The organism is Janibacter melonis (genome assembly GCF_003721155.3).
Taxonomy (GTDB): domain Bacteria; phylum Actinomycetota; class Actinomycetes; order Actinomycetales; family Dermatophilaceae; genus Marihabitans; species Marihabitans melonis.
The window spans coordinates 1,564,406-1,586,416 of the sequence record NZ_CP044548.2 but is presented as its reverse complement, the minus strand read 5'-3'; the positions used below and the strand labels follow the sequence as shown (position 1 = coordinate 1,586,416).

22 protein-coding genes are annotated in these 22,011 nt (G+C 73.3%); 11 read left to right on the top strand and 11 right to left on the bottom strand.

The genetic code is table 11. From position 1 onward, the window contains the following. Positions 1 to 38: 38 nt before the first annotated feature. From EEW87_RS07430 to EEW87_RS07415, 4 genes are read right to left on the bottom strand one after another with little or no spacing between them, the layout of a single operon-like run. Positions 39 to 836, bottom strand: a complete 798-nt coding sequence (locus EEW87_RS07430; protein WP_068277516.1) for an inositol monophosphatase family protein — start codon at positions 834 to 836, stop codon at positions 39 to 41. Positions 837 to 879: 43 nt separating this feature from the next. Next, complete coding sequence (gene rsgA / locus EEW87_RS07425) at positions 880 to 1,953, bottom strand: ribosome small subunit-dependent GTPase A (RefSeq protein ID WP_123092120.1); 1,074 nt, start codon at positions 1,951 to 1,953, stop codon at positions 880 to 882. Beyond that, positions 1,953 to 3,248, bottom strand: a complete 1,296-nt coding sequence (gene aroA / locus EEW87_RS07420; RefSeq protein ID WP_123092119.1) for a 3-phosphoshikimate 1-carboxyvinyltransferase — start codon at positions 3,246 to 3,248, stop codon at positions 1,953 to 1,955. Before aroA ends, rsgA begins: the two co-directional genes overlap by 1 nt. 5 nt (positions 3,249 to 3,253) lie before the next feature. After that, a complete protein-coding gene (locus tag EEW87_RS07415) occupies positions 3,254 to 3,757 on the bottom strand; it encodes a DoxX family membrane protein (protein ID WP_068277524.1) in 504 nt (167 codons plus the stop codon). Positions 3,758 to 3,847: 90 nt separating this feature from the next. Between EEW87_RS07415 and EEW87_RS07410 the strand changes: the two genes are divergently transcribed. Then, a complete protein-coding gene (locus tag EEW87_RS07410) occupies positions 3,848 to 4,690 on the top strand; it encodes an SOS response-associated peptidase (RefSeq protein ID WP_123092118.1) in 843 nt (280 codons plus the stop codon). After that, entirely contained in the window at positions 4,687 to 5,325 is a 639-nt protein-coding gene (locus EEW87_RS07405; RefSeq protein ID WP_123092117.1) for an alpha/beta hydrolase family protein, read from the top strand. Before EEW87_RS07410 ends, EEW87_RS07405 begins: the two co-directional genes overlap by 4 nt. Here EEW87_RS07405 and EEW87_RS07400 read toward each other — a convergent pair. After that, positions 5,306 to 6,601: a PucR family transcriptional regulator gene (locus EEW87_RS07400; RefSeq protein ID WP_240341671.1), complete on the bottom strand. Its 1,296-nt coding sequence runs from the start codon at positions 6,599 to 6,601 to the stop codon at positions 5,306 to 5,308. The two genes, EEW87_RS07405 and EEW87_RS07400, sit on opposite strands and share 20 nt — an antisense overlap. Positions 6,602 to 6,701: 100 nt before the next feature. Here EEW87_RS07400 and EEW87_RS07395 point away from each other — a divergent pair, with 100 nt between their 5' ends. Continuing rightward, on the top strand, positions 6,702 to 7,829 hold the full coding sequence (locus EEW87_RS07395) for a ferredoxin reductase (protein WP_123092115.1): 1,128 nt from the start codon (positions 6,702 to 6,704) through the stop codon (positions 7,827 to 7,829). Continuing rightward, a complete protein-coding gene (locus EEW87_RS07390) occupies positions 7,826 to 9,067 on the top strand; it encodes a fatty acid desaturase family protein (RefSeq protein WP_123092114.1) in 1,242 nt (413 codons plus the stop codon). The genes EEW87_RS07395 and EEW87_RS07390 overlap by 4 nt, the downstream gene beginning before the upstream one ends. Before the next feature lie 216 nt (positions 9,068 to 9,283). Here the strand turns inward: EEW87_RS07390 and EEW87_RS07385 are convergent, their stop codons facing one another. Beyond that, complete coding sequence (locus tag EEW87_RS07385) at positions 9,284 to 10,153, bottom strand: hypothetical protein (protein ID WP_123092113.1); 870 nt, start codon at positions 10,151 to 10,153, stop codon at positions 9,284 to 9,286. Positions 10,154 to 10,453: 300 nt separating this feature from the next. Here EEW87_RS07385 and EEW87_RS07380 point away from each other — a divergent pair, with 300 nt between their 5' ends. From EEW87_RS07380 to galE, 3 genes are read left to right on the top strand one after another with little or no spacing between them, the layout of a single operon-like run. After that, complete coding sequence (locus EEW87_RS07380) at positions 10,454 to 11,131, top strand: sigma-70 family RNA polymerase sigma factor (RefSeq protein ID WP_123092357.1); 678 nt, start codon at positions 10,454 to 10,456, stop codon at positions 11,129 to 11,131. Further along, positions 11,128 to 11,427, top strand: a complete 300-nt coding sequence (rsrA, locus tag EEW87_RS07375) for a mycothiol system anti-sigma-R factor (protein ID WP_123092112.1) — start codon at positions 11,128 to 11,130, stop codon at positions 11,425 to 11,427. Before EEW87_RS07380 ends, rsrA begins: the two co-directional genes overlap by 4 nt. A gap of 4 nt (positions 11,428 to 11,431) precedes the next feature. Further along, on the top strand, positions 11,432 to 12,451 hold the full coding sequence (gene galE / locus EEW87_RS07370; RefSeq protein WP_123092111.1) for a UDP-glucose 4-epimerase GalE: 1,020 nt from the start codon (positions 11,432 to 11,434) through the stop codon (positions 12,449 to 12,451). A gap of 91 nt (positions 12,452 to 12,542) precedes the next feature. Here the strand turns inward: galE and EEW87_RS17260 are convergent, their stop codons facing one another. Continuing rightward, entirely contained in the window at positions 12,543 to 12,617 is a 75-nt protein-coding gene (locus EEW87_RS17260) for a 50S ribosomal protein bL37 (RefSeq protein ID WP_370670760.1), read from the bottom strand. A gap of 188 nt (positions 12,618 to 12,805) precedes the next feature. Here EEW87_RS17260 and EEW87_RS17140 point away from each other — a divergent pair, with 188 nt between their 5' ends. Genes EEW87_RS17140 through EEW87_RS07360 form a run of 3 tightly spaced genes read left to right on the top strand, consistent with a single transcriptional unit; the run spans position 12,806 to position 15,673 of the window. Beyond that, positions 12,806 to 12,940 carry a hypothetical protein gene (locus tag EEW87_RS17140; RefSeq protein WP_264156495.1) on the top strand — a complete coding sequence of 45 codons (135 nt, stop codon included), beginning with the start codon at positions 12,806 to 12,808 and terminating at the stop codon, positions 12,938 to 12,940. Positions 12,941 to 12,959: 19 nt separating this feature from the next. After that, a complete protein-coding gene (locus tag EEW87_RS07365) occupies positions 12,960 to 14,345 on the top strand; it encodes an HD domain-containing phosphohydrolase (protein WP_123092109.1) in 1,386 nt (461 codons plus the stop codon). After that, the gene (locus EEW87_RS07360) at positions 14,342 to 15,673 is read left to right on the top strand and encodes an HD-GYP domain-containing protein (RefSeq protein WP_148041581.1); all 1,332 of its coding nucleotides are present in this window, start codon (positions 14,342 to 14,344) and stop codon (positions 15,671 to 15,673) included. The genes EEW87_RS07365 and EEW87_RS07360 overlap by 4 nt, the downstream gene beginning before the upstream one ends. A gap of 81 nt (positions 15,674 to 15,754) precedes the next feature. On the opposite strand, the gene sodN is transcribed toward EEW87_RS07360, so the two are convergent. The 4 genes from sodN to EEW87_RS07340 all read right to left on the bottom strand — a co-directional run bounded on the left by sodN (position 15,755) and on the right by EEW87_RS07340 (position 20,655). Beyond that, a complete protein-coding gene (gene sodN, locus EEW87_RS07355) occupies positions 15,755 to 16,156 on the bottom strand; it encodes a superoxide dismutase, Ni (RefSeq protein WP_123092107.1) in 402 nt (133 codons plus the stop codon). A gap of 40 nt (positions 16,157 to 16,196) precedes the next feature. Further along, a complete protein-coding gene (locus tag EEW87_RS07350; protein WP_205473791.1) occupies positions 16,197 to 16,568 on the bottom strand; it encodes a S24/S26 family peptidase in 372 nt (123 codons plus the stop codon). A 2-nt stretch (positions 16,569 to 16,570) separates the two neighbouring features. Then, positions 16,571 to 18,613: a zinc-dependent metalloprotease family protein gene (locus EEW87_RS07345; protein WP_123092106.1), complete on the bottom strand. Its 2,043-nt coding sequence runs from the start codon at positions 18,611 to 18,613 to the stop codon at positions 16,571 to 16,573. Between the two features lie 140 nt (positions 18,614 to 18,753). After that, positions 18,754 to 20,655: a hypothetical protein gene (locus EEW87_RS07340; RefSeq protein ID WP_123092105.1), complete on the bottom strand. Its 1,902-nt coding sequence runs from the start codon at positions 20,653 to 20,655 to the stop codon at positions 18,754 to 18,756. Positions 20,656 to 20,843: 188 nt separating this feature from the next. Between EEW87_RS07340 and EEW87_RS07335 the strand changes: the two genes are divergently transcribed. Beyond that, the gene (locus EEW87_RS07335) at positions 20,844 to 22,004 is read left to right on the top strand and encodes an NAD(P)-dependent malic enzyme (protein ID WP_123092104.1); all 1,161 of its coding nucleotides are present in this window, start codon (positions 20,844 to 20,846) and stop codon (positions 22,002 to 22,004) included. Positions 22,005 to 22,011 lie beyond the last annotated feature (7 nt).

The window sequence follows — 22,011 nt, the reverse complement described above, 5'->3', positions numbered from 1 at the left end:
TGGTCGTGATCACCACCAGTACTGCGTGGTAGCTCGCGTCAGGACTCGTCGGGGGCGAGACGATCGAGGTAGGCGTCGTGGAGCAGGCCGTTCGTCGCCAGGGCGTTGCCACCCCACGGGCCGTCCTCGCCCTCGAGCGAGGTGAAGCGCCCACCGGCCTCGGTGACGATCGCGACGAGCGCCCCCATGTCGTAGAGCTCGAGCTCGGGCTCCGCGGCGGCGTCGACCGCGCCCTCGGCGAGGAGCATGTAGGACCAGAAGTCCCCGTACGCCCGCGTGCGCCACACCTCGGAGGTCAGCCGCAGGAAGGACATGCCGCGTCCGGCCTCGCGCCACCCGTCGATCGAGGAGTACGAGAAGGAGCTGTCGGAGACCTCGCCGACCTTCGAGACGTGGATCTGCTCGGCCTTGGCGAGCGAGCGGCCGGACCACGCGCCGGCACCCTTCGCCGCCCACCAGCGTCGGCCGAGCGCCGGGGCCGAGACCAGGCCCATGACGCACTCGCCGTCCTCGACGAGCCCGATGAGCGTGGCCCACACGGGCACGCCCCGCACGTAGTTCTTCGTGCCGTCGATGGGGTCGATGACCCACTGCCGCTTGCTGTGCCCCGTCGGCTCGAACTCCTCGCCGATGACGGCGTCGCGGTTGCGGTAGCGCGAGAGCTGGGAGCGGATCGTCGCCTCGCAGTCGCGGTCGGCCTGGGTCACCGGGGTGAGGTCGGGCTTGGACTCGACGACGAGGTCGCTGGCGCGGAAGCGCCCCATGGTGATCGGCTCGACCTGGTCGGCGAGCACGTGCGCCAGGCGCAGGTCGTCTCCGTAGGGGCTGGGATCCATGCCGGTCAACGTAGCCGACGGGCGGCCCCGTCCCCGGGACCCCTCAGTCCCCGGTCTGCGGCGTGCGGGCGCGCAGCAGGCGTCGGAAGGAGTCCAGCCGCTGCTCGCCGTTGGGCCCGGCGTGCCCCTGCTCCACCCACTCGTCGAGCCCGCAGTCGGGCTCGTCGTGCGTGCACCCGCGCGGGCATCCCTCCTCGGCGCCCTGCGACAGCTCGGGGAAGTGCCCGATGATCCGGTCGGGCTCGACGTGCGCGAGACCGAAGGAGCGGATGCCCGGGGTGTCGATGATCCACCCGGACGACGGGGTGTCCTTGCCCTGGGCGTCGTCCGACCCGTCGAGGGGCGGCAGGCGCAGGCCGACGGCGGAGGTCGAGGTGTGGCGGCCGCGCCCGGTGACGTCGTTGACGTGACCGATGGCTCGCCCGGCGTCGGGCACGAGCGCGTTGACGAGCGTGGACTTGCCGACGCCGGAGTGACCGACGAGCACGCTCATCCGACCGGCGAGCCGATGCTGCAGGTCGGCGAGGCCCTCGCTGCCCGGCTCGAGCACGGCGGTCGTCACGTGCGGCACGTCGAGCGGGGCGTACTGGGCGAGGAAGTCCTCGCCGCTCGCGAGATCGGACTTCGTGAGGACGAGCAGCGGGTCCAGACCTGCGTCGTACGCCGCGACGAGGCAGCGGTCGATGAGGCGGGGACGCGGCTCGGGGTTGGCCAGGGCCGAGACGACGACGAGCTGGTCGGCGTTGGCGACGATCGCCCGCTCGAAGGGATCGGTGTCGTCGGCGGTGCGGCGCAGCAGCGTGCGGCGCTCCTGGATGCGCACGATCCGGGCCAGCGACCCCTCGACGCCGGAGGTGTCGCCGACCATGCCCACCTCGTCGCCGACGACGACGGGGCTGCGCCCCAGCTCGCGCGCCCGCATGGCGATGACGACCCGCTCGGGCCCGGCGGCGTCGGCCGGCACGAGGGTCGTCCACCGGCCGCGGTCGACGGCCGTGACCATGCCGACGACGGCGTCGTCGTGGGCGGGACGCTCCTTCGTGCGCGGGCGGGTGCCGCGGCGGCTGGGCCGGACGCGGACGTCGCGCTCGTCGTAGACGCGTCCCCGGCCCGGCATCAGCGCTGCCCGAGCATGTCCGACCACAGGCCGGTGAAGCTCGGCAGGGTCTTGGCCACGGTGCCGGGGTCGAGCACGACCGTGCCGGGCGCGCGCAGCGCGAGGACCGCACCGGCCATGACCATGCGGTGGTCGGCGTAGGTGCGCATCGAGTGCGCCCGCAACGGCGCCGGTCGGATGACGAGCCCGTCCTCGAGCTCCTCCACCCCGACCCCGAAGCCCTCGAGCTCGGTGCGCAGGGCGGCGAGCCGGTCGGTCTCGTGGCCGCGGATGTGGGCGACCCCGCGGATGCGGCACGGGCCGTCGGCGAGCGCCCCGAGCGCGGCGACGACGGGCGTGAGCTCGGCGGTGTCGTGCAGGTCGACGTCGAAGGCTCCGACCTGGCCGTGACCGGTGACCCGCAGGTCCTGGCCCTCGCGCACGACCTCGGCGCCCATGCCCGCGAGCAGCTCGCGGATCCGGTCGCCGGCCTGCGTCGTGTGCTGAGGCCAGTGCGGCACCCTCACCGTGCCGCCGCAGACGAGGGCCGCGGCGACGAAGGGGGCGGCGTTGGACAGGTCGGGCTCGACCGTGACGTCGAGCGGCAGCAGCTCGCCGGGCTCGACGTGCCACGTGCTCGGCTCGGAGTCGTCGACGACCGCGCCGGCGTCGCGCAGCGCCTCGACGGTCATCTCGACGTGGGGGAGGGAGGGCAGCGGGCCGCCCTCGTGCACGACGGTGATCCCCTCCTCGAAGCGGGACCCCGCGAGGAGCAGCGCCGAGACGTACTGCGAGGAGGCCGAGGCGTCCATGACGACCCGGCCGCCGCGCACCGACCCGGTGCCGTGGACGACGAAGGGCAGCGCGCCCCGGCCGTCGTCCTCGACGCGCACGCCGAGGTCGCGCAGCGCGTCGAGCACCGCCGCCATCGGGCGCACCCGCGCGTGCTCGTCGCCGTCGAAGGCCACGGGCCCGTCGCACAGCGCCGCGACCGGCGGGACGAAGCGCATGACGGTGCCGGCGAGGCCGCAGTCGACCTCACCGCCACCGCGCAGCGCCGACGGGGTGATGATCCAGTCCGGGGCGAGGGCGCCGCGCGCGGCCGTCGCGTCCTCGACCCCGGTCCCGAGCGCGCGCAGCGCCTGGGCCATGAGCTCGGTGTCGCGCGAGCGCAGCGGGGCGCGCAGCCGGGAGGTGCCGCTGGCCAGCGCGGCGAGGACGAGGTACCTGTTCGTCAGGGACTTGCTGCCGGGCAGGGCGACCCTGGCGTCGAGGGGACCGGGGCTCGCCGGCGCCGACCAGTCGGGATGATCCATGCGGGTCAGCTCAGGGCGCTCTTGGCGTTCGCGGCGGCGAGCCGGGCCTCGAGCTTGGCGGTGTGGGCGGAGCGGCCGAGGCTGTCGCCGGCCATCTTCGCGCGGTAGCCGAGACCGGGCTTGCCCTCGGTGTCGACCGCGGCGAGGAGCAGGCCGCCGGCCAGACCGAGGTTCTTGAAGAACTGGATCTGCTGCATCTGCTTGGCCTGCGGGTCGCTCTGCGCCCAGAAGTCGTGGGTGGCCGTGGTCGGGACGAGCGAGACGAGCAGGGCCAGGCTGGACAGGCGGGGGAGGCGGCCGATCGCGAGGAGGGCACCGGCACCGACCATCACGGCGCCGTTGGCGCGGATGAGGGTCTCCATGTCGTCGGTCGGCACGCCGATCTTCTTCAGGAAGGGCTTGACGTTCTCGGTCATGGGCTCGTGGCCCTGCGCGTGGCGGAGGGCGCCGATGCCGCCGGAGATGAAGATGGCGCTGAGCATCGGACGGGCGAGTCGTCGGACGAGCATGGTCACTCCTGGGTCGCTGGACAGGTACGCGCCTACCGTATGACGTCTTGCGGGACTGGTGATCCTCGCGGGGTGCCTAGGCTGACCCGCATGTGCGGGCGTTATGCGGCATCGGCCGAGATGGAGGAGATCGTCGCTGCGCTGCAGGTCGAGCTCGACCGCACCGCGGAGCCGAGCCGCTCCGTGCTGAAGAACCCGCAGCAGCCGCCACCGGGCACCCCGGACTGGAACGTCGCGCCGACGAAGCAGGCCCGTGTCGTGCTCACCCGGGCGGTACGCGAGGAGGACGGCACGAAGGGGGAGCCCGCCCGCCAGCTGCGCCTCATGACGTGGGGTCTCGTGCCGAGCTGGTCGAAGGACCCCTCGGTCGGCATCCGGATGATCAACGCCCGCGCCGAGACCGCGCTGGAGAAGTCGTCCTACGCGAAGGCGGCGACGAGCCGGCGCTGTCTCGTGCCCGCCGACGGCTGGTACGAGTGGCAGCGCTCGCCGGTCGCCCTCGACGCGAAGGGCAAGCCGCGCAAGCAGCCCTTCTACATCCACCGCGGCGACGACGCCCCGCTCGCGCTCGCCGGGCTCTACGAGTTCTGGCGCGACCCGGGCGTCGCCGACCCCGACGACCCGGCCGCCTGGCTGACCACCTTCGCCGTCGTGACGACCGCGGCCGACCCCGGGATGGACCGCATCCACGACCGCCAGCCGCTCGTCCTCGACCCGGACGTCTGGGACGACTGGCTCGACCCGCACCTCACCGATCCTGGTCACGTCCAGGAGATGCTCGACATCAGCCTGCCCGGGCGCCTCGCGGCGCACCCCGTCTCGACCGCGGTCAACGGCAGCGCCGGCAACGGCCCCGGCCTCGTCGAGCCGATCCCGACCTCGCAGCTCGTCGGTGTCGTCGACCCGGAGACCGGCGAGGTGATCGGCGGATGAGGCAGCGCGCCGTCGAGACGCCGGAGGGTCCGGCGCGGGTCCACCTCGGCCCGCGCGGCGACGCGGGGTCGGTCGTGCTCACCCACGGGGCGGGCGGCGGGGTCGACGCCACCGACCTCCAGGCGATCGCGCAGGCACTGCCCTCGCTCGGGTGGACCGTCGCCCTCGTCGAGATGCCGTGGCGCGTCGCGGGCCGGCGGGTCGCCTCGCCACCCTCACGTCTCGACGCGGCCTGGGTCCCGCTGCTCGGCTCGCTCACCCGGGGCCGCTGGGCGCTGCCCCGCCCGCTCGTCGTCGGCGGTCGCAGCGCGGGCGCCCGGGTCGCGTGCCGCACGTGCGTCGCGGTCGACGCCGACGCTGTCCTCGCGCTGTCCTTCCCCCTCGTGCCGCCCGGCAAGGACCTCGGGCACAGCCGCGTCGGCGAGCTCCTCGCCCCGGTCGAGTCCGGTCTGCCGCTCGCCGTCGTGCAGGGGCGCGCCGACCCCTTCGGCGGGCCGCAGGACGTCTGCGAGGCGCTCGGCGAGCGCGTGCGCTCCGTCGTCGTCAGCGAGGTGGCGGGCACCCACAGCCTCACCGCCCCGCAGCGCGACGTCGTGCCGGCGGTGACCGCCTTCGTCAGCTCGGTCGCGCGCTGAGGGCGAGCACGAGCTCGAGCACGGCGTCGGGGTCCTGCAGCCGGTCGCCGAGCAGCTCGCGCACCTGCCCCATGCGGTAGCGCACCGTCTGCGGGTGCACGTGGAGCGCCTCGGCGACGAGCTCGCGCCGGCCCTGGAGCAGCAGCCAGGCCCGCAGGGTCTCGGCGAGCCGCTCGGCGCTGCCCTCGGTGAGATCGGCGAAGGGGGCGAGCGCCGACTCGCGCAGGTCGGCGAGGGTCTCGGGGTCGGCGGCGAGGACGATCTGGGCGAGGTGCGCGTCGGTGTCGAGGACGGTGCCGCTCTCGCGGGGGAGCACCGCGGCCCGCACCGCCCGGGCGTAGGAGCGGTCGGCCTCGGTCCACGGGACGGCGGGGCCGACGACGGCGTCGCGCCCGGAGAGCAGGTCGAGCAGGGCGCCGCGGGCCCGGCCGCCGGCGTCGGGCACGAGGAGGGCGGCGACGCGGTCCGGGGCGGGGAGCCCCCGCACCGGCGGCAGGTCCTCGCCGAGCGAGAGCGTGCGCGGGTCGAGCATCGCCGCGGTGTTGAGCGCGCGCTCGCCGGCGACGAGGACCACGGTCAAGGTGCGCGCCGGGGTCCATCGCGCGAGCTGCGCGGCCTCGACGAGCCGGGTCTCCGGGGCGCCGACGAGCAGGCTGCGCACGAGCCGGTCGAGGTTGACGATGCGCGCGCGCTCGGCGGTGTGCGTCTCGGCGTTGTGCCCGGCGACGCTCGCGGCCGACAGCTCGTCGATGTAGGTGAAGACGACCTCGGCGAAGCGTCCGAGCGTCGCGGCCTCGGCGCCCTGGGCGACGGCCATGCGCGAGACCTCGCGCCACGAGACCCGGGCGCCGACGCGGTAGGCCGACAGCAGGGCGTCGACCGGTCGGCCGGCGCGGGCCTCGGCACGGCCGAGCTGCTCGGCGGCCTGCACCCCGACCCCGATCGAGGTCTGCTCGCCCTCTCTCGCGCCCGACGCCGACGCCGCCGAGGCCGCGTCGAGGAAGGAGTCGAGCGAGGTGCGCACCGCCTGCTCGATGACCCGGCCCATCCGGCCCTGGAAGGGCGCGCTGTAGGACGGGACCTCCTCGATGATCGCGGCGATGACCGACTCGGCGACCTCCGGCAGGTGGGAGCGAAGGGAGCGCGCGGTCTGCTCGTCGAGGGCGAGCTCGGCCGCCTGTGCAGCCGTACGGGTGGCCGCGGGGGGCGGCGACGGGGACGACGTGCGGGTCCGCTCGCTACTGCCCTGAGAGCGGGTCTTGGGGGTGTCCGGCACCACATCCACCTCGATCTTGTTCGTTGCGCACAACATCTGGAGGTGAAGACTACGCCGGGTGGACAGTCCCGCGGGGGGTCCGGACCGACATCATGGATGTATGACCACTGATGCCCGACCCGACCGCGTGGCCGGCTCCCCCTTCGCCCGGCTGCGCACCTCCGCGACCCGCGTCGCCGAGGTCCTCGCCGCCCCGCTGCTGCCGACGGACTACCTCGACATGGTCGCGCCGCTGCGCGCCGGCGCCGAGCTGCGCGCCCGGGTCGTCGCCATCACCCCCGAGACCGCGGACGCCGCGACGATCACCCTGCGCCCCGGTCGCGACTGGGCCGGCCACCGCGCCGGTCAGTACATCCGCCTCGGCATCGACATCGACGGGGTGCGTCGCTGGCGCGCCTACTCGATCACCTCGCCGGCCGACCGCACCGACGGGCTCATCACCATCACCGTCAAGGCGATGGCCGACGGTCTCGTCAGCCGCCACCTCGTGCACGACGCCCGCCCCGGCACCCTCGTCATGCTCGACCAGGCCAGCGGCGACTTCGTCCTGCCCGAGGTGCTCCCGGAGCGCCTCCTCTTCGTCACCGGCGGCTCCGGCATCACCCCCGTCATGGGCATGCTGCGCAGCCACGACCTGTCGGGCACCGACGTCGTGCTGCTGCACAGCGCGCCGACGCCGGCCGACGTCATCTTCGCCGCCGAGCTGGCCGCCGAGCGCCCCGGCGTGCGGGTCGTCGTCCGGCACACCGACGACGAGGGCATGCTCTCGCCGCAGATGCTCGACGACGTCGTGCCCGACTGGCGCGAGCGGCAGGCCTGGGCCTGCGGCCCGACGCCGATGCTCGACGCCTTCGAGGAGCACTTCGCCGGCCACGGCCTCACCGAGGCCATGCACGTCGAGCGATTCCGCCCCGTCCTCGCCGTGACCGGCGACGGCGGCTCGGTGACGATGCTCGACACCGCCCGGCCCACGGCCAGCCCGACCTTCGAGGTCGACGGCGCCACGACCATCCTCGACGCCGCCGAGGACGCCGGCGTCCTCATGCCCAGCGGGTGCCGGATGGGCATCTGCATGGGCTGCGTCCTGCCCCTGACCGACGGCGCGGTGCGCGACCTGCGCACCGGCATCGTCACCGAGACCACGACCGACGACCCGCCCGTGAAGGTGCAGACCTGCATCTCGGCCGCCGCGGGCGCCTGCACGATCCAGCAGAAGGAGCGAGCATGACTGCCACCCTGGAGCGCACCCCCACCCGCACCGACGCCCGTATCACCGGCGGCCGGTCGGAGGAGATCCACACTGTCGTCAACGCGACGCCGAGCCCCATCTCGCACCTGAGCCCCGAGCAGATCGAGGAGCTCGGCCGCGAGCTCGACGAGATCCGCCGCGAGGCGATGGACTCGCTCGGCGAGCGCGAGGCCGCCTACATCCGCAAGATCATCGCGACCCAGCGCTACCTCGAGATCGGTAGCCGGGGCGTCCTGCTCTTCTCCGGCAACCCGATCGCCTGGGTGGTCGGCACCGCCGGACTGTCCGTCGCCAAGATCCTCGACAACATGGAGATCGGGCACAACATCATGCACGGCCAGTGGGACTGGATGCGTGACCCGAAGATCCACTCGAGCGTGTGGGAGTGGGACAACGTCTCGCCCTCGGAGCACTGGAAGCACAGCCACAACGAGGTCCACCACACGTACACGAACGTCGTCGGCAAGGACAACGACCTCGGCTACGGGATCATGCGCGTCGACGACGCCCAGAAGTGGTACCCGATCTACCTCGCGCAGCCGCTGCTCAACGCCGTCAACGCGACCTTCTTCGAGTACGGCATCGCCGCCTACGACCTCGAGCTCGGCAAGAACTGGAAGGGCCGCAAGTCCAACCCGGAGTTCCAGCGGGACGCGAAGGTCGTCGTCAACAAGATCAAGAAGCTCGCCGCGCGCGACTACGTGCTGTGGCCGCTGCTGTCGGGCCCGAACTTCCTGCCGACCCTCGCCGCGAACGTCGTCTCCAACGTCGTGCGCAACTACTGGACGCACAGCGTCATCATGTGCGGGCACTTCCCGTCCGGCGTCGAGACCTTCACGAAGACCTCGATCGACGGCGAGACCCGCGGCGAGTGGTACCTGCGTCAGATGCTCGGCTCGGCCAACATCAGCGGCGGCCGCGCGATGCACGTCATGACCGGCTACCTCAGCCACCAGGTCGAGCACCACCTCTTCCCGGACATGCCGAGCATCAAGCTCGCCGAGGTCCAGCCGAAGGTGCGCGCCCTCTTCGAGAAGTACGACCTCACCTACGTCGAGGGCAGCCTGCCCCGCCAGGTCGCCTCCGCGTGGTCGGAGATCTTCCGCCTCTCGCGCCCGAACGCGACGAGCTCGGCGCAGACCCTGAAGATCCTCGCCACCCAGGGGATGAAGGGCCTGAAGAAGCGCGCCCGCGCCACCCGGCACATCTACGCCTGACCCGACCCGCCCCTTTCGGGCTCGGTCGTCCCAGCCCCGCCACCTCCGGGCCCGGGTCCCCCCAGCCCCGCCGAGGTATGGCAATCGGCCCTGATCCAGCGTGGATCAGGGCCGATTGCCATACCTCGGCGAGGGGCGAAGGGGGAGCGCGAGGGGCGAAGGGGGGACGGGCGAAGGGGGCGCGCGGTCAGCCGTGAGGCGTCGGCGCGACCGGCCTCAGAGCAGGTGCGCCGCGAGACGACGGACGAGCTGCTCTCGCCGCGCCGGGTCGACGAGGTGGATGTAGGCCATCTCGACATAGGTCCACCCGTGGTCCTCGAGGCGCGCACGGCGATCTCGCTCGTACTGCCACGCGGTGCGATCCGTGCGGTGCTGGTCGCCGTCGTACTCCCCGACGACCTTCTGGGCGCGCCAGGTGAAGTCGGGGGTGGCGAGCCCGCCGCCGACGTCGTCGAAGATCTCGACGTTGAGCTCCGGCTCGGGCAGCCCCGCGTCGTGGAAGACGAGCCGGGCCTGCGACTCGGTAGGTGACGCGGACCTCGCGCGGAGCAGGGGCAGCAGCTCGCGCATGGTCCGCACGCCGCGGCAGCCGCGAAGGTCGCTGACGAGCTCGCGCAGGTGCTCGTCACCGTGCTCGCGCACCAGGACGTCGCCGGCGGCGACGAGGGCTGCCCGGGACCAGCTGGCGGCGAGGTCGCACCACGTGTCGACGACCGTCGTCACCGGCAGGCCCTCGACCTCGGCGATGTCACGAGTGCCGATGCCCTTGTGCGAGACGACTCCTCGCCGCACGACGGGGGGTCGGTGGATCGGTCGGATCACGTGCACCGAGGGGTCGGGCGCCGCGCCCCGAGCGGGGAGGGGCAGGCCCCAGAGCTCGGCCGCGGTGTCGTGGGAGAAGGCGATGTCAGGTGGTAGCACCGCGCGCAGGAGCCCCAGCCGCTCGGGCAGCGTGAGCTCGACCCCGCGCCGCACCCGGATGCCGGAGGACGGGATGTCGAAGCCGGAGCGGAAGGCGCCCGTGCGCTCCTGCGCTCGCGCGTGCTCGAGGGTGAAGGCGTCGCCGAGGGCGACCGGGAGGTCCATGGCTCGGTTCTCCCCCTTCGCCCGCCCCCGCGCGAGACGGGTCCGCCCGCCTGTGGACCGAGGACCCGGCCGCAGCGCCCCTGTGGATCGCCGAGGTATGGAGATCTGCCGGGATCCGCAGGTGTCAGCGGACCGATTGCCATACCTCGGCGAAGGGGGGGCGGGGCATCGCGCGGGCGGGGGAATGCCGGGTGGGGGAGGGATGTTGAGATGAGCGACCCTGTCCCGACTGCGAGAGGCCACCACGTGCTCGTGCTGCCCGCCGTCGACCGCACCAGCGCCCCGCTAGGCTGGAGCGCGATGACCAAGCCGATCACCCCACCGCTCAGCGACGAGGAGCAGGCTGCCGCCGATGCCGGCGTCGACGTCTCGTCCGAGTCGCCCGAGGAGCGTCGAGCCCGCTTCGAGCGCGAGGCCATGCCCCTGCTCGACCAGCTCTACTCCGCGGCCATGCGCACGACGCGCAACCCGACCGACGCTGAGGACCTCGTCCAGGAGACGTACGCGAAGGCCTACGCGGCCTTCCACCAGTACCGCCCGGGCACCAACCTCAAGGCGTGGATGTACCGCATCCTCACCAACACCTACATCAACACGTACCGCAAGAAGCAGCGCGAGCCCAAGCAGTCGAGCAGCCCCGAGGTCGAGGACTACCAGCTGCACCAGGCCGAGTCGCACACGAGCCGTGGGCTGCGCAGCGCGGAGGTCGAGGCGCTCGACCACATGCCCGACACCGAGGTGACGCGGGCGCTGCAGGACCTGCCGGACGACTTCCGCATGGCGGTCTACCTCGCCGACGTCGAGGGCTTCGCCTACAAGGAGATCGCCGAGATCATGGGCACGCCCATCGGCACCGTGATGTCGCGCCTGCACCGCGGGCGCCGTCTGCTGCGCGAGAAGCTCGCCGACTACGCGCGCGACCGAGGGATCGGTGGCGCGGCCCAGGAGACCACCGGACGCGAAGGGGGGACGTCATGAGCGAGCACGCCGAGGACCATGTCGACTGCTCCGAGACGATGTACCGGATCATGGAGTACCTCGACGGCGAGATGACCGAGGCCGACCACGAGCGGATCGCCGAGCACCTGCGCGGGTGCCAGCCCTGCCTCGACGAGCACGACCTCGAGCGCATGGTCAAGGCGCTCGTCAAGCGCTCGTGCGGTCGCGAGCAGGCGCCGGCCGCGCTGCGGACGACGATCATGCAGTCCTTCAGCACCTACTCCGTCGACGGCGGGGTCGTGCAGGAGTACACCGAGATCCGCTACGACGGCTGAGCGGATGCGCGTCCTCGTCACCGGCGGCGCCGGCTACATCGGCTCGCACACCGTCCTCTCGCTCCTCGCGGCCGGGCACGAGCCCGTCGTCGTCGACAGCTTCGTCAACTCCAAGCCCACGGTCGTCGCCCGGCTCGAGGAGCTCTCGGGCGCGGCGATCACCGTGCACGGCTTCGACCTGCGCGACGAGGACAAGACCGCCCAGCTCTTCGCCGACGAGCACTTCGACGCGGTGATCCACTTCGCCGGGCTCAAGGCCGTGGGGGAGTCCACCGAGCAGCCGCTCGAGTACTACGGCAACAACATCGGCTCGACCTTCTCGCTCGTGCGGGCGATGGAGCGGCACGACGTGCGCCGCCTCGTCTTCTCGTCATCGGCGACGGTCTACGGCGAGGGCGCTCCCGTGCCGATGACGGAGGAGCTGCCGACCTCGGCGACCAACCCGTACGGGTGGACGAAGGTCATGCAGGAGCAGATCCTCACCGACGTCGCCGCCGCCTCCCCGGGCTTCCAGGTCGCGCTGCTGCGCTACTTCAACCCGGTCGGCGCGCACGTGTCGGGCCGGATCGGCGAGGACCCGCAGGGTATCCCGAACAACCTCATGCCCTTCATCTCCCAGGTCGCGGTCGGCCGCCGCGAGCGGCTTGCCGTCTTCGGCGACGACTACCCGACGGCCGACGGCACCGCCGAGCGCGACTACATCCACGTCGTCGACCTCGCCGAGGGCCACGTCGCGGCGCTCGACCACCTCGCCGAGCACCCCGAGATCGGGGCGCGCGCCTGGAACCTCGGCACGGGGCAGGGGACCTCGGTGCTGCAGATGGTCGACGCCTTCGAGCGGGCGAGCGGTGCGCAGGTGCCCTACGACATCGCGCCCCGGCGCGCGGGCGACCTCGCCGTCGTCTACGCCGGCACCGAGCGCGCCGAGCGCGAGCTCGGCTGGCGGGCCACCCGCACCATCGAGGACATGTGCGCCGACACGTGGCGCTGGCAGTCGGCCAACCCCGAGGGCTTCCCCGGCTGAGCCGGCTCGAGCAGGGCTCGGGCATGACGAAGGGGGCGCCCCACCAGATGGTGGGGCGCCCCCTTCGTCGTCCCCTGCGGGGACGGGCCGGTCAGGCGTTGGGCTTGCGACCGTGGTTCGCGGCCTTGCCCTTGCGGGACCGACGCTTGCGCGCGCGCTTGCTCATGGGGGACCTCCTCCGTCGTGCCGGACGGGACGCATCCGGTTTGGTGATTTCTTCAACTATCCCATACGGATTCATGACCCGCTGTGGCAAGATTACCGTGCGGACACGAGACCAGCGCACGCCACTGAGGCGCGGCTACGGTCCGCCCCCGGTCCCCTCCCGGGTTATCTCGAAAGTGTGGTGTGATCATGAAGCGCACTGTTGTCGCCTTCGCCCTGGCCGTCGCGGCCCTCATCGGTGGTGTCGCTGCCGCCTCGGCCGCTTCGGCGGACGACGCGTCCTCTGCTGCTCCGAAGATCGTCCGCGGTTTCGACTGGATCTGACGTCACGTCCCGCGCGTAGATGACCTCATCTGTCGAGCGCGGGACCAACCTGTACCTCGCGCTGCTGGCTGCTGCCAGCAGCGCGAGCGTCGTTCTGGCAGCCGTCACCTGGGGGCTACCGGACCGTCTGGGAGCGGCCGTTCCGCTGCTGCTCCTCGCTTTCGTCGCCCGTGCCATCCCTAATTTGCCGATCAGGCACGTGTCGATCCAGCTGCACTCGGTCGTGCTGCTCGCCTCGGTGCAGCTCGTCGGTCCTGCGGGGGCGATGCTGATCCATGGGATCTCGACGGCATGGGTCTACCGCCGCAGCGTCAGCCGGTTTGCCTTCAACGCGTCATGGCCTGTCCTCGGCGTCTTCGTCGGGTCCGGTCTGGCGACGACCGTCCTGCCCGGGACCTTGTCGTCGGGCTCGTCACCGGCCTCTATCGCACTGGGGGCAGCGCTCCTCGCACTCGGTCTGGGCCTGACCAACCTGCTGAGCCTTGCAGGCATCCTGCGGATCACCGAGGGCACCCCGGTGAGCACGATCATCGCCGGGCTCTCGCCGCAGATCACGCCGGCCTACCTCGGGTACGGCATCACGGCGTACCTCCTCGTCCTGCTCTGGGACCCCGTCGGTCTCGGCTGGTTCGCCGTGGTGCTGCTGCTGCCCACGCTCGTCCTCGCGCAATGGGGCCTGATGCAGTACACGCGTGAGCACCAGGTCTACGAGACGATGCTCCAGGGTCTCGTCGAGGCGCTCGACATCCGCGCCCCGGGCGCACGCGCCGACGCCGAGCTGTGCGCCCGCGTCGCGACGGCCGTCGCCGAGGAGCTCGCGCTGTCGTATCGCGAGGTCGAGGCGGTGCGCTCCTCGGGTGCCCTGCACGACATCGGTCTGCTCTCGCTCGACCGCGCACGTCTGCTCGAGGAGCAGGTCGCGGCGCGCGACCTCGACACCCTCGTGCGTCACCCCGACGTCGCCGCCGAGATGCTCCACGGCGTGCGCCCGCTGCGCTCGGCCGTTCCTGCCGTCCTCGCCCACCACGAGCTGTGGGACGGCGGCGGCTACCCCTACGGCAGGTCCGGCGGCGACATCCCCCTCGAGGCGCGCATCGTCACCGTCGCCGACACCTGGGTCAGCCTCGTCCAGCCGCACGTCGGCGACGGGCTGAGCACGGCAGAAGCGCTGCGCCGGTGCGCCGAGAAGTCCGGCCGCAGCCTCGACCCCTACTGCGTCGAGGCCCTGACCACAATCGCCGAGCGCCACCCCTCCGTCCTCCAGCCGACGCGCGAGGGCGGGTCCCGCCCGGCTCCCGTCGACGACGACGAGCTGCACCTCATCACCCGGTCGTGGTCCGTCGTCGAGCAGGCCGATCCCGAGATGACCCGGTGGGTCGCCGCGAGCGCGAGGAAGCGCCGATGAGCGCGCCGAGCACCCACCCGTCGATCGGCCCGAGCCGACCCGGCGGTCGCGAGCGACGGCTGCGCCCGCCCCGCGCCCTCATGGTCGTCGGCCCCCGCATCGTCCTGGCCACCGCCGCCCTCGTCCTCGGCGTCGCCCTGCTCCTCGACCCGCCCGGGCTGTCCTTCCCCACGTGGTTCGTCCTCATCACCGGGACGAGCATCGTCCTCGGCGAGGTCATGCCGAGCCTCGCGGTCTCGCGGCACGCCGCCCCGATCTCGACCGCCGCGGCGGTCGCTCTGGCCATGACCCCGGCGGTGACGCCCGGCGGCTTCGCCTCCGCCGCACGGGTCATCGCGATCCTCGGGGTCTTCTTCCTCGCCAGCCAGCTCATCGCGTGGCTCCTCGGCCGCCCGGTGCAGCTCGGCCCGGCGGCCGCACGCTTCCTCGGCGCGGCGGCCACGACGGTCGCCTGCCGGGGGATCTCCACGCAGGACCGCGGCACCCTGCTCCAGTGGGCCTGGGGCGGTGACCTGTCGAGCCCGGCCACGGCGACCCTGCTGCTGCTGTGCGCGCTCCTCGGCTGGCTCGTCGAGCGCACCGCCCAGGTGCTCGTCCAGGTGGGCTCGCGCGAGGTCGGCGCCCCTGGCGCCCAGCGCGCGCTCCTCCTCGACTCGGTGACCTCGGGCGCGGTGGCCGCCTCGGGGCCGCTCATCGCCGTGAGCTACCCGGTGCTCGGGCTGGTCGCCCTGCCGCTGTACGTCCTGCCGGTCACGCTCGTGCTGCTCTCGCAGCGGCGCTACCTCGCGGTGCAGCGCGCCCAGGGCGAGGCGCTCGTCGTGCTCTCGCGCATCCCGGCGATCGCCGCGGGCGGCCGCCCCGGGCACCCGCAGCGGGTCGCCGACCTCTCCGTCGAGGTCGGCCGCCGCCTCGGCCTCACCGAGCGCAGCCTGCACTCGGTCGAGCGCGCGGCGCTGCTCCACGACATCGGCCAGGTGGGTCTGGAGGTGCCGCTCGAGCACGGCATGACGATCGACGCGTCGCCGCAGTCGCTCGAGACCGTCATCGAGTCCTCGCGCCGGATCGCCCGGACCGCGCTCGACACCCCCGGTCTCGAGGAGGTCCTCGCCGCCGTCCACGAGCCCTACCGCCAGCAGCTCGAGATCGGCCGCGAGCTGCCGGTCGAGGCCCGCATCATCAAGGTCGTCAACGCCTACGACGACCTCACCGAGGGTGCCCACGGGCAGCGCGTCGTCCACCTCGCCCTCGAGCGGCTCCACCTCGGGCTGGGCTACGAGTACGACCCGGAGGTCGTCGAGGCGCTCGACGAGGTCGTCTCGCAGGGCTGAGCGCGCGCTGGACGACCCCGAGCACGACGAAGGGGGACCCGCGCGAGATCGCGTGGGTCCCCCTTCGTCAGCGGGCCGAGATCAGGCCTGCTTGGTCTCCTTGAAGATCTTGTCGATCTCGTCGATCTTCGCAAGGAGCTCGTCGGCCTTGGCCTCGTCGAACTCGCCCTTGGTGCCCGAGGCGCCGGCGAGCTTCGTGGCCTCGTTGACGAGGTTGTGCAGCTGCGGGTACTTCTCGAAGTGCGGCGGCTTGAAGTAGTCGGTCCAGAGCACCCACAGGTGCTCCTTGACGAGCTGCGAGCGCTGCTCCTTGATGACGACCGCGCGGGTGCGGAAGTCGGGGTCGTCGCTGTCGGCGACCTTCTTGATGATGGCCTTGACCGACTCGGCCTCGATGCGGGCCTGGGCGGGGTCGTAGACACCGCAGGGCAGGTCGCAGTGGGCGCTCACGGTGGGGATGTGCAGGAGGTCACGCAGACGCATGTCTGTCCTCTCGTCATGGTGGGCAGGTCCACGTCCAAACCTAGTCGCGCGCGGGCGCCGGACCTACTCGGCGGACCCGCAGATCCCACTTCCTGCAACGGACTCGCAGGATCACGCGCGCGTGGACGGCCTCCGGCGGCAGCGACCCCACCGTCGGGTCGAAGGAGCTCACCCCGGCCCGTGGGTCGTCGCTCTCGACCCACCAGCGACCGGGGTCGTCGGGGTCGGTGCCGGTGACGCGCTTGACGGCGGTCGGGCGCGGCCGGCCCCACGGGTCGGGCGGCAGGTCGCACAGCACGACGTCGCCGGGTCGCACGCTCGCCCCGCGCCGCGCGAGCAGGAGGTCGCCGGCGCGCAGCGTCGGCTCCATCGAGGCGCCGGTGACGCGGACGAGTGCGAAGGGGAGAGCCACGGTCAGCGGGTCACGGCGGCCGTGGAGGAGGTCGAGGTCGATCCGGTGCTGTACCCCGACCGGCGGGCGGTGACGACGGCCCGGAGCCGGTGCCCGGCGTCGACGGACGTGACCCGGTAGGTCTTGCCCGTCGCACCCGAGATCGCCCGGCCGTCGCGGTACCAGCGGTAGGCGTAGCTCGTCGGTGACGGGGTCCACCTCCCGACCCGGGCCTCGAGGGTGCGCCCGACCCGCGGGTTGCCCGCGACGCTTGGCCGGGTCGTCGCGTAGATCGGGATGCCCACCGCGGCCGAGGTGCGGCTCGTCGCGAGCAGGCCCGGCCCGGAGGCGATGACGCGCACCGAGAGGTAGCGGCCCGCGTCGGCGGTCGTCGGGCGGTAGGTGCGCCCGGTCGCGCTGCTGATCGGGGAGCCGCCCCGGTACCAGCGGTAGGTGTACGACGCCGGGACGGGCAGCCAGCCCCCGTCGCGTGCGGTGAGCGTCCGGCCGACGCCCCGGGTGCCGGCGACCCACGGGGCCGAGACGCGGGAGAAGGACGTCGCGCTCGAGGACGCCGTGATGTCGACGACCGCGGCGGTGCTCGAGGTCGAGACGGTCGTGACCCGGATGCGCCCGTCGTAGCTGCGCAGCGTGCGGCCGGCGGTGAGGCGCAGCTCGTCGTCCATGTCGCCCGTGGGCGTCGGGTCGAGCAGGACCGTCGTGCCGCTCGGGCCCATGCGCAGCACGCGGACGCCGGTGCGCTGGCCGAGGGTGTTGTAGCGGTCGCGGCCGGCGGGGGTGCGGTACTCGACCCAGTAGCGGGCCCCGGAGTAGGAGCTGACGACGGTGGCGCCGCGGACCCCGGTGCGCCCGGCCAGCGGGCGCAGCGTGACCCGCGTGGTCCGACCGCTCGGCACCGAGGTGACGGCGGAGCGCTCGAGCAGCCCCAGCTGCCACGCGCGGGGGGTGGAGAGCATGCCCGACGGACCTTCGCCGTCGAGGCTCATGATGTCCTGGCCGTCGGCGTACTCCCACTCGCTGCACCGGCTCGGCCACCGCCCACGGCTGACGGCCGCGTCCTGCGCCCTCGTCTCGCAGGTGAGCACGTCGGCGTGGTCGAGCGACATGTTGTGCCCGATCTCGTGGGCGAGGAGGTCGACGGCCGTGCCCATCCCGTAGACGTAGCCCGAGCTGTTGGGGGACTCGCCGAGCGATCCCAGCCCGTACCCGCAGCCCAGCGACTCGGGCAGACGCTCGGGCAGCACGAGCACGAGCGTCGTGTCCGAGCTGCCGGGCCACCCGAGCCGGGCGGCGGCGTCCTGCCACATCTTCCACGGCTCGTCGCACCCGTAGGAGGAGCGGAAGGACGGGGCGACCCGCGCCAGCGAGACCTTGAGGGTGCTGCGCGAGTTGGCCCGCCAGAAGGCGTCGGTGCCGCTCACCATGCTGCTGATCTCGGCGCTCGTCGCGGGGTCGGCGGTGCCGCCGCGCGGGACGACGTTGACGACCGTGACCTCACGGGTCGCCGGGGTGTACGCCGCGGCCGCGGCGGCCCGGGTCGAGACGACCTCCTCGACGGCGAGCGGCTCACTGCCCGGGGCGATCGCCTGGTCTGTCGTCGCCCGGCCGATGTCGGATCCCGCGGTGGCGGGGGAGTCGTCGCTCGCGGCGTCGACGTCGGCGCTTCCGAGGTCATGGGTAGCGGTCCGGCCGGCGAGCGTCGGCACCCGCAGCCGGTCGCCCTGCTCGGCGGCGTCGACGACGGGGTCGGGCACGCGCACGTCGAGGGTGACCCGGCTGCCGGAGGGCACGTCGGCGACGGCCCCGGCGTCGACCGGCACGAGCCGGCCGGACACCCGCACGGCGGCGTGAGCGGGCCCGGGGGTGAGCGTGGACCCGTGGGCCGGCTCCACCGCGGTCGTCAGGAGCGTGCCGGTGAGCCGGACGAGCGGCGTGGCGCTGCTCGAGGACGACACCGTCGACGGGCTCTGGGTGGCGGCGGCCGGGGCGGCCACGGCGAGGGCAGCGCACGCGGCGATCGCGCCGACGACAGGTCGGTGGGTCATGGGGTCCTCAGCTGTGCGGTGCGTGACGTCGGGCCGCCGCCCTGAGGCCCGGGTCCGGCCCCGGGGGCAGCGTAGTAGCGGCCGGTGTCAGCCCCTCACGACGAGGAGGCGACGCCCCCTTCGCCCCCTTCCCGACCCCCTCAGCGCGTGACCGCCGCCGTGTACGCCGTGTACGCCGACCCGCTGCTGTACCCGGTGCGTCGCGCGGTGACCCGCGCCCGGATCTTCGCCCCGGCGTCGGAGGAGCGCACGACGTAGGTCTTCGCCGTGGCCCCGGAGATCGCCGTGCTGCCGCGGTACCACTGGTAGCCGTAGGTCGACGGCGTCGGCGTCCACGACCCGACGTACGCGGTGAGCGTGCGACCCACCTGAGCGGTGCCCCCGATGCGCGGCGCGGTCGTCGCGTAGATCGGGATGCCGACCCGCGAGCTCGTCGCCGTCGCGTCGCGGTACCCGAGGCGCCGCACGGTGACCCGCACGCTGAGGTACCGGCCGGCATCAGCCGTGCGCGGGGTGTACGTGCTGTAGTACGCCCCCGAGATCGCGACGCCGTCGCGCAGCCATCGGTAGCTCGTGCTGCTCGGCGTCGGGCTCCACGCGCCGCGGTTCGCGGTGAGCGTGCGCCCGACCCCCCGGGTGCCGCTGATCGACGGACCGGCGCTCATCGTGAAGTCGCGCAGCGTCACCGAGCTGGTCACCTCGACGGTCGCCGAGCTCGTGCCCGCCGAGACCGTGCGGATGCGCAGACCTCCGTCGTAGGTCGTCAGCGTCTCGCCGACGTCGAGCACCGGGTCGGCGTCGTCCCACGTGCCCGTCGGAGAGGGGTCGAGCAGGACGGTCTCGTTGGTGCTGTCGTAGTTCCACCGCAGCACCCGCACGCCGGTGCGGTGGCCCCAGGCGTTCTCGGCGTCCAGCCCGCTCGCCCGCCGGTACTCGACGTAGTACGTCACCCCGGTCGCGGGGTTGGTCACCCGCGCGGAGCGCAGCCCGGTCCGCCCGGCGACCGGCAGCAGGGTGACGCTCGACGTACCGGTGCCGGGCAGCACGGTCGCCGCGCTCGCCTCGAGCATCCCCGTGCGCAGCGCCTGGGGCGTCGAGAGCATCGGGGAGGGCGAGCCGATGAGGTCGACGCTCATGATGTCCTGCCCGTCGCCGTAGGCGGCGAGCTCGCACGACGTGCCGAAGTCGTCCCAGCCGAGCTGGCGGGCGTCGGGCGTCGGGCAGGCCAGCCGGTCGGCGTGCATGAGCGACATGTTGTGGCCGGCCTCGTGGCTGAGGACGTCGGGGCTGTCGCCCGTGTAGTAGATGTAGCCCCCGCTGTTCGGCGAGCCGCCGATCGTGCCGAGCCCGTAGGAGCACGCGGCGTTGCCGGGCAGCACGAGGACGAGCGAGGTGTTGTCGGCGTCGACGTACCCGGTGCGGCGGGCGGCCTCGTCCCACAGGGCGAAGGGGTCGGAGCAGTCGACCGACGCGGTGTACGACGGGCGCAGCGCGCCCGACATCGCCAGGCGCAGCTCGCCGCGGGACTGCTGCTGCCAGAAGGTGCTCGACGCGCTCACCTGGGTGGTGAGGGCGGGGGTGCCGATCGGGTCCGGGGTGGCTCCCCGCGGGGTGACGTTGACCATCGTCAGCGCCCGGGTCGCGGGCGTGTACGCCTGCGCGACCGGGGGAGTCGAGCTGACGACCCGCTGCACGGCGAGCGCGGGCGCGCCCTGCCGCGACGCGGCGTCGATGCTCGCGGCGACCCGGTCGCCCGACGGGCCGGCCGTCGGCGGGACACCGACGTCGACGGTGACCTGCGAGCCGGCCGGGGTGCGCTCGATGCCGGCACCGCTCGTCGCGACGAGCCGGCTGCCCACGCGCAGCCCGGTGCGGGCGGGCTGGCCCGGCTCGGCGGGGGTGCGCAGCACGACGCCCGTCATCCGCACGGTGCCCGCCGCGGCGGAGGCGCCCGGCGGCGAGCCGCTGGCAGGAGCGGCGGCGCCGGCGGCCAGGACGACGGCGGAGAGGAGCGGGACGAGGATGCGGAGCGGAGCAGCCATGTCGACCTCGGGTGGCGCGAAGGGTGAGCCGGTGGCGCGGCTCAGGGGAGCAGGGTAGGCCCGCCGGAGGCTCCCCGGCATGACCCGGACGGACGGTTCGCAGCGCATGGTCCAGGGCGGCAGATGAGGCCGACACCACGCCCGGACGCCCTGCCCACCCCTTCGCCCCCTGTGCGAGGATCGCTCGCGTGAGCCAGCCCGAGCAGACCACCTCCTACGACCTCACGGCGCCCGCCTTCGCCGCGCACGAGGGCGGCAAGGTCGAGGTACGGGCGACGAAGCCGCTGCGCGGCTTCGAGGACCTGTCGCTGCTGTACACCCCCGGTGTCGCCGACGTGTGCCTCGCGATCGCGCAGGACCCCTCGCTCTCGCGCCGCTTCACCGCCCGCAACAACACCGTCGCCGTCATCTCCGACGGCACCGCGGTGCTCGGCCTGGGTGACATCGGCCCCCTCGGCGCGATGCCCGTCATGGAGGGCAAGGCGGTGCTCTTCAAGCACTTCGCCGGGGTCGACGCCGTGCCGATCACCATCGAGTCGGGCTCGGTCGACGAGCTCGTCGACGCCATCGCCCGGATGGCCCCGTCCTTCGGCGGGATCAACCTCGAGGACATCTCGGCGCCGCGCTGCTTCGACATCGAGCGCCGGCTGCGCGAGCGCCTCGACATCCCCGTCTTCCACGACGACCAGCACGGCACGGCGATCGTCGCGCTCGCCGGTCTCATCAACGCCTGCCGCGTCGTCGGCCGCGATCTGTCCTCGCTGCGCGTCGTCATCGGGGGCGCGGGCGCGGCGGGGGTCGCCGTGAGCGACCTCTTCCAGCTCGCCGGTGTCGAGGACGTGATCGTCGCCGACTCGCGCGGCATCATCGAGCCCGGTCGCACAGACCTCGTCGCGCACAAGCAGCGCCTCGCGGAGCAGACCAACCCGCGCGGCCTCACCGGCTCGCTCGGCGACGCGCTCGTCGGCGCCGACGTCTACGTCGGGGTCTCCGGCGGCACCGTGCCCGAGGAGCAGGTGGCCTCGATGGCGGAGGGTCCGATCATCTTCGCGCTGGCCAACCCCACGCCCGAGGTGCACCCCGACGTCGCCCACCGCTACGCGTCGGTCGTCGCCACCGGTCGCAGCGACTACCCGAACCAGATCAACAACGTCCTCGCCTTCCCCGGCATCTTCCGCGGGGCGCTCGACGCGGGCGGCGTGCAGATCACCGAGGAGATGAAGCTCGCGGCGGCCCAGGCCATCGCCGACCTCGTCCCCGAGCCGCGCGCCGACCTCATCATCCCGCCGGTCTTCCAGGACGGCGTCGCCGAGGCGGTCGCCGCCGCCGTCGCCGCCCACGCGGGCTGACAGCCAC

Bases quoted from the DNA above. Each gene is read 5' to 3' on its own strand.
- EEW87_RS07430 (WP_068277516.1), bottom strand. From the start codon at position 836: ATGGATCCCAGCCCCTACGGAGACGACCTGCGCCTGGCGCACGTGCTC.
- rsgA (WP_123092120.1), bottom strand. From the start codon at position 1,953: ATGCCGGGCCGGGGACGCGTCTACGACGAGCGCGACGTCCGCGTCCGG.
- aroA (WP_123092119.1), bottom strand. From the start codon at position 3,248: ATGGATCATCCCGACTGGTCGGCGCCGGCGAGCCCCGGTCCCCTCGAC.
- EEW87_RS07415 (WP_068277524.1), bottom strand. From the start codon at position 3,757: ATGCTCGTCCGACGACTCGCCCGTCCGATGCTCAGCGCCATCTTCATC.
- EEW87_RS07410 (WP_123092118.1), top strand. From the start codon at position 3,848: ATGTGCGGGCGTTATGCGGCATCGGCCGAGATGGAGGAGATCGTCGCT.
- EEW87_RS07405 (WP_123092117.1), top strand. From the start codon at position 4,687: ATGAGGCAGCGCGCCGTCGAGACGCCGGAGGGTCCGGCGCGGGTCCAC.
- EEW87_RS07395 (WP_123092115.1), top strand. From the start codon at position 6,702: ATGACCACTGATGCCCGACCCGACCGCGTGGCCGGCTCCCCCTTCGCC.
- EEW87_RS07390 (WP_123092114.1), top strand. From the start codon at position 7,826: ATGACTGCCACCCTGGAGCGCACCCCCACCCGCACCGACGCCCGTATC.
- EEW87_RS07385 (WP_123092113.1), bottom strand. From the start codon at position 10,153: ATGGACCTCCCGGTCGCCCTCGGCGACGCCTTCACCCTCGAGCACGCG.
- EEW87_RS07380 (WP_123092357.1), top strand. From the start codon at position 10,454: ATGACCAAGCCGATCACCCCACCGCTCAGCGACGAGGAGCAGGCTGCC.
- rsrA (WP_123092112.1), top strand. From the start codon at position 11,128: ATGAGCGAGCACGCCGAGGACCATGTCGACTGCTCCGAGACGATGTAC.
- galE (WP_123092111.1), top strand. From the start codon at position 11,432: ATGCGCGTCCTCGTCACCGGCGGCGCCGGCTACATCGGCTCGCACACC.
- EEW87_RS17140 (WP_264156495.1), top strand. From the start codon at position 12,806: ATGAAGCGCACTGTTGTCGCCTTCGCCCTGGCCGTCGCGGCCCTCATC.
- EEW87_RS07365 (WP_123092109.1), top strand. From the start codon at position 12,960: ATGACCTCATCTGTCGAGCGCGGGACCAACCTGTACCTCGCGCTGCTG.
- EEW87_RS07360 (WP_148041581.1), top strand. From the start codon at position 14,342: ATGAGCGCGCCGAGCACCCACCCGTCGATCGGCCCGAGCCGACCCGGC.
- sodN (WP_123092107.1), bottom strand. From the start codon at position 16,156: ATGCGTCTGCGTGACCTCCTGCACATCCCCACCGTGAGCGCCCACTGC.
- EEW87_RS07345 (WP_123092106.1), bottom strand. From the start codon at position 18,613: ATGACCCACCGACCTGTCGTCGGCGCGATCGCCGCGTGCGCTGCCCTC.
- EEW87_RS07340 (WP_123092105.1), bottom strand. From the start codon at position 20,655: ATGGCTGCTCCGCTCCGCATCCTCGTCCCGCTCCTCTCCGCCGTCGTC.